At 47.2% G+C, this 4,299-nt stretch carries 4 protein-coding genes and 4 tRNA genes; 7 read left to right on the top strand and 1 reads right to left on the bottom strand.

The genetic code is table 11. From position 1 onward, the window contains the following. The first annotated feature begins 205 nt into the window (after positions 1–205). Together murB and birA are read left to right on the top strand one after the other, a co-directional pair. A complete protein-coding gene (gene murB / locus A9180_RS22170) occupies positions 206–1,234 on the top strand; it encodes a UDP-N-acetylmuramate dehydrogenase (RefSeq protein WP_064530654.1) in 1,029 nt (342 codons plus the stop codon). Continuing rightward, entirely contained in the window at positions 1,231–2,196 is a 966-nt protein-coding gene (birA, locus tag A9180_RS22165; RefSeq protein WP_064530651.1) for a bifunctional biotin--[acetyl-CoA-carboxylase] ligase/biotin operon repressor BirA, read from the top strand. Before murB ends, birA begins: the two co-directional genes overlap by 4 nt. 28 nt (positions 2,197–2,224) lie before the next feature. On the opposite strand, the gene coaA is transcribed toward birA, so the two are convergent. Next, positions 2,225–3,175, bottom strand: a complete 951-nt coding sequence (gene coaA / locus A9180_RS22160; protein ID WP_074399689.1) for a type I pantothenate kinase — start codon at positions 3,173–3,175, stop codon at positions 2,225–2,227. A 361-nt stretch (positions 3,176–3,536) separates the two neighbouring features. On the opposite strand from coaA, the gene A9180_RS22150 reads away from it, so the two are divergent. The 5 genes from A9180_RS22150 to A9180_RS22130 form a co-directional block, all read left to right on the top strand. Further along, positions 3,537–3,612, top strand: a tRNA-Thr gene (locus tag A9180_RS22150). Positions 3,613–3,620: 8 nt separating this feature from the next. Then, a tRNA-Tyr gene (locus A9180_RS22145) sits at positions 3,621–3,705 on the top strand. A gap of 116 nt (positions 3,706–3,821) precedes the next feature. Further along, positions 3,822–3,896 (top strand) — tRNA-Gly (locus A9180_RS22140). 6 nt (positions 3,897–3,902) lie between these two features. Beyond that, a tRNA-Thr gene (locus A9180_RS22135) sits at positions 3,903–3,978 on the top strand. A 114-nt stretch (positions 3,979–4,092) separates the two neighbouring features. Next, positions 4,093–4,299 (top strand): GTP-binding protein (locus A9180_RS22130; RefSeq protein WP_000031660.1); only part of this gene is annotated, 207 nt, incomplete at its 3' end.

Here is a 4,299-nt window from a genome sequence, read left to right as displayed (position 1 = left end):
AGAAGTGAAACGCCGTAGCGCCGATGGTAGTGTGGGGCCTCCCCATGCGAGAGTAGGGAACTGTCAGGCATCAAATTAAGCAGAAGGCTCAGTCGAAAGACTGAGCCTTTTTGCGTTTGTTCAAATTCTTCATATCGTCATATCTACAAGCCATCCCCCCCCAGATACGGTAAACTAGCCACGTTTTTGCATCAGGAAAGCAGCTATGAACCACTCCTTAAAACCCTGGAACACATTTGGCATTGATCATAATGCTCAGCACATTGTATGTGCCGAAGACGAACAGCAACTACTCAATGCCTGGCAGCATGCAGTCGCAGAAGGACAACCCGTTCTTATTCTGGGTGAAGGAAGCAATGTACTTTTTCTGGAAGACTACCGCGGTACGGTGATCATCAACAGGATCAAAGGTATCGAAATTAGTGATAAACCTGATGCGTGGTATTTACATGTAGGGTCCGGAGAAAACTGGCATCGCCTGGTAAAATACACTTTGCAGGAAGGTATGCCAGGTCTGGAAAATCTGGCACTAATTCCTGGTTGTGTCGGTTCATCACCTATCCAGAATATTGGGGCTTATGGCGTAGAATTACAGCGAGTTTGCGCTTATGTTGACTGTGTTGAACTGGCGACAGGCAAGCAAGAGCGTTTAACAGCTAAAGAGTGCCGCTTTGGCTATCGTGACAGTATTTTTAAACATGAATACCAGGATCGCTTCGCGATTGTAGCTGTAGGTCTGCGTCTGCCAAAAGAGTGGCAACCAGTACTGACGTATGGTGACTTAACTCGCCTGGAGCCTTCAACGGTAACACCACAGCAAGTATTTGATGCAGTGTGCCATATGAGGACTACAAAACTTCCCGATCCCAAAGTGAACGGCAATGCCGGTAGTTTCTTCAAAAACCCTGTCGTTTCTGCCGAAACGGCTAAAGCGTTGCTGGCACAATTTCCAACAGCCCCACATTACCCCCAGACAGATGGTTCAGTAAAACTGGCTGCAGGTTGGCTTATCGATCAGTGCCAGCTTAAAGGGACGCAGATTGGTGGTGCTGCGGTACACCGTCAGCAGGCGCTGGTTCTCATCAATGAGCACAACGCAAAAAGCGAAGATGTTGTACAGCTTGCGCACCATGTAAGACAGAAAGTAGGTGAAAAATTTAATGTCTGGCTTGAGCCTGAAGTCCGCTTTATTGGCGCATCAGGTGAAGTAAGTGCAGTGGAGACAATTTCATGAAGGATAACACCGTGCCACTGAAATTGATCGCCCTGTTAGCGAATGGTGAATTTCACTCTGGCGAGCAGTTGGGTGAAACGCTGGGAATGAGCCGGGCGGCTATTAATAAACACATTCAGACACTGCGTGACTGGGGTGTTGATGTATTTACCGTTCCGGGTAAAGGATACAGCTTGCCCGAGCCAATCCAGTTACTTAATGCCGAAAAGATATTGAGTCAGCTGGATGGCGGCAGTGTAGCCGTGCTGCCAGTTATTGACTCCACGAATCAGTATCTCCTTGACCGTATCGGAGAGCTTAAATCTGGCGATGCCTGCGTTGCAGAATACCAGCAGGCTGGCCGTGGTCGTCGCGGTCGAAAATGGTTTTCTCCTTTTGGCGCAAACTTATATTTGTCGATGTTCTGGCGTCTGGAGCAAGGCCCGGCTGCGGCAATTGGTTTAAGTCTGGTTATCGGTATCGTGATGGCGGAAGTATTACGCAAGCTGGGAGCAGATAAAGTTCGTGTTAAATGGCCAAACGACCTCTATCTGCAGGATCGCAAGCTGGCGGGTATTCTTGTTGAGCTTACTGGAAAAACAGGCGATGCGGCACAAATTGTCATTGGTGCCGGGATCAACATGGCAATGCGTCGGGTTGAAGAGAATGTCGTTAACCAGGGGTGGATCACGTTGCAGGAAGCTGGGATCAATCTCGATCGTAATACGTTGGCGGCAATGCTAATACGAGAATTACGTGCGGCGCTGGAACTCTTTGAGCAAGAAGGGCTCACGCCTTATCTGTCACGTTGGGAAAAACTGGATAATTTTATTAATCGCCCGGTGAAACTTATCATCGGTGATAAAGAAATATTTGGCATTTCACGCGGAATAGACAAACAGGGCGCTTTATTGCTTGAGCAGGATGGAATAATAAAACCCTGGATGGGCGGTGAAATATCCCTGCGTAGTGCAGAAAAATAAATAAGGGGAGTATTAGCTCCCCTTTCAATTATTTGCGTAATCTGACTTCTTCTACCGCATGGTTAGCACTTTTCGTCAGGATTAAACTTGCTCGCTCGCGAGTAGGTAGAATATTTTGCTTTAAGTTCAGCCAGTTGATCTCTTTCCAGAGTGTCATGGCTGTCTTAATTGCTTCTTCCTTAGTTAATTTCGCATAGTTATGGAAATAGGAATCCGGGTCTGTAAAAGCCCCTTCGCGGAATTTTAGAAAACGGTTGATATACCACGTCTGAAGTAAGTCTTCCGGAGCATCAACATATATCGAAAAATCGACGAAATCAGAAACAAATACATGATGTGGGTCGTGCGGATAATCCATCCCGCTCTGTAGGACATTTAACCCTTCAAGGATTAAAATATCAGGCTGAACAACGGTTTTATCGCCATCCGGGATCACATCATAAATAAGATGAGAGTAAACCGGAGCCGTAACGTTTGGCGCGCCCGATTTCAAATCGGAAACAAACTTCACCAGACGGTGCATATCATACGATTCCGGGAAGCCTTTCTTCTTCATCAGGCCACGCTCTTTAAGCACTTTGTTGGGATGAAGAAAACCATCGGTGGTGATCAGTTCAACACGACGGTGTTCCGGCCAACGGCTTAATAGTGCCTGTAACACACGAGCAGTTGTACTTTTCCCCACCGCGACGCTACCAGCAATACTGATAATGTAAGGAATGCGCTGTCCGTTAGTGCCAAGAAACTGTTCCAGAACTGCCTGACGTCGCAGGTTCGAGCTTATATAGAAGTTCAGCAAACGCGATAAAGGCAAATAAATCTCGGCAACTTCTTCTAACGAGAGATCTTCATTTATACCTTTGAGACGGGCGATCTCGTCTTCCGATAACGTCATAGGTACGGAATCACGCAGAGCTGCCCACTGGTTGCGGTCAAACTGTAGGTAAGGCGTCATTAACGTTTGCTCTTTTATACTCATAAGCATGTTTCTGGCGGTCATAGCTCTATCGGCAAAGCGATATTTGCCATGGCGCGTCACAGTTCTGTTGAATGGGTTAATGCGCAGGAGGGTAACACCAGATGGGGAGGAATAATAAGAAAAAATCTCTTCCAGGAAGCTATCGTTGAAAAGCAATGTGACAGATATTCCATCTACTAAAAAGAATTGTGTTTTAGCTGGCACACATTGTTAAGCAGAATGATGCTGAAAAAGTATGCTAATCTGCTCTCAATTCGGCTGTTTCTTCATCGTGTCGCGCAAAATGTGACCAACAAAACAAATTATGCAATTTTTTAGTTGCATGAACACGCATGTCTCCATAGAATGCGCGCTACTTGATGCCGACTTAGCTCAGTAGGTAGAGCAACTGACTTGTAATCAGTAGGTCACCAGTTCGATTCCGGTAGTCGGCACCATCAAGTCCGGTGGGGTTCCCGAGCGGCCAAAGGGAGCAGACTGTAAATCTGCCGTCACAGACTTCGAAGGTTCGAATCCTTCCCCCACCACCAATTTCGGCCACGCGATGGCGTAGCCCGAGACGATAAGTTCGCTTACCGGCTCGAATAAAGAGAGCTTCTCTCGATATTCAGTGCAGAATGAAAATCAGGTAGCCGAGTTCCAGGATGCGGGCATCGTATAATGGCTATTACCTCAGCCTTCCAAGCTGATGATGCGGGTTCGATTCCCGCTGCCCGCTCCAAGATGTGCTGATATAGCTCAGTTGGTAGAGCGCACCCTTGGTAAGGGTGAGGTCGGCAGTTCGAATCTGCCTATCAGCACCACTTCTTTTCTCCTCCCTGTTTTTTCCTTCTGTTTATTGCATTCAACAAGTCGGGCATGTTGCCTGGTTGATGTGGTGATATCACCGATTTATCCGTGTCTTAGAGGGACAATCGATGTCTAAAGAAAAGTTTGAACGTACAAAACCGCACGTTAACGTCGGTACTATCGGCCACGTTGACCATGGTAAAACAACGCTGACCGCTGCAATCACTACCGTACTGGCTAAAACCTACGGCGGTGCTGCTCGCGCATTCGATCAGATCGATAACGCGCCGGAAGAAAAAGCTCGTGGTATCACCATCAACACTTCTCACGTTGAA

Origin of the sequence: Escherichia sp. B1147, assembly GCF_001660175.1 — a bacterium.
Lineage (GTDB): Bacteria > Pseudomonadota > Gammaproteobacteria > Enterobacterales > Enterobacteriaceae > Escherichia > Escherichia whittamii.
This window is presented reverse-complemented; position numbering and strand designations above follow the sequence as displayed.

What these genes read in the sequence shown, in the direction of transcription:
- murB (WP_064530654.1), top strand. Translation starts at nt 206, where the DNA reads ATGAACCACTCCTTAAAACCCTGGAACACATTTGGCATTGATCATAAT.
- birA (WP_064530651.1), top strand. Translation starts at nt 1,231, where the DNA reads ATGAAGGATAACACCGTGCCACTGAAATTGATCGCCCTGTTAGCGAAT.
- coaA (WP_074399689.1), bottom strand. Translation starts at nt 3,175, where the DNA reads ATGAGTATAAAAGAGCAAACGTTAATGACGCCTTACCTACAGTTTGAC.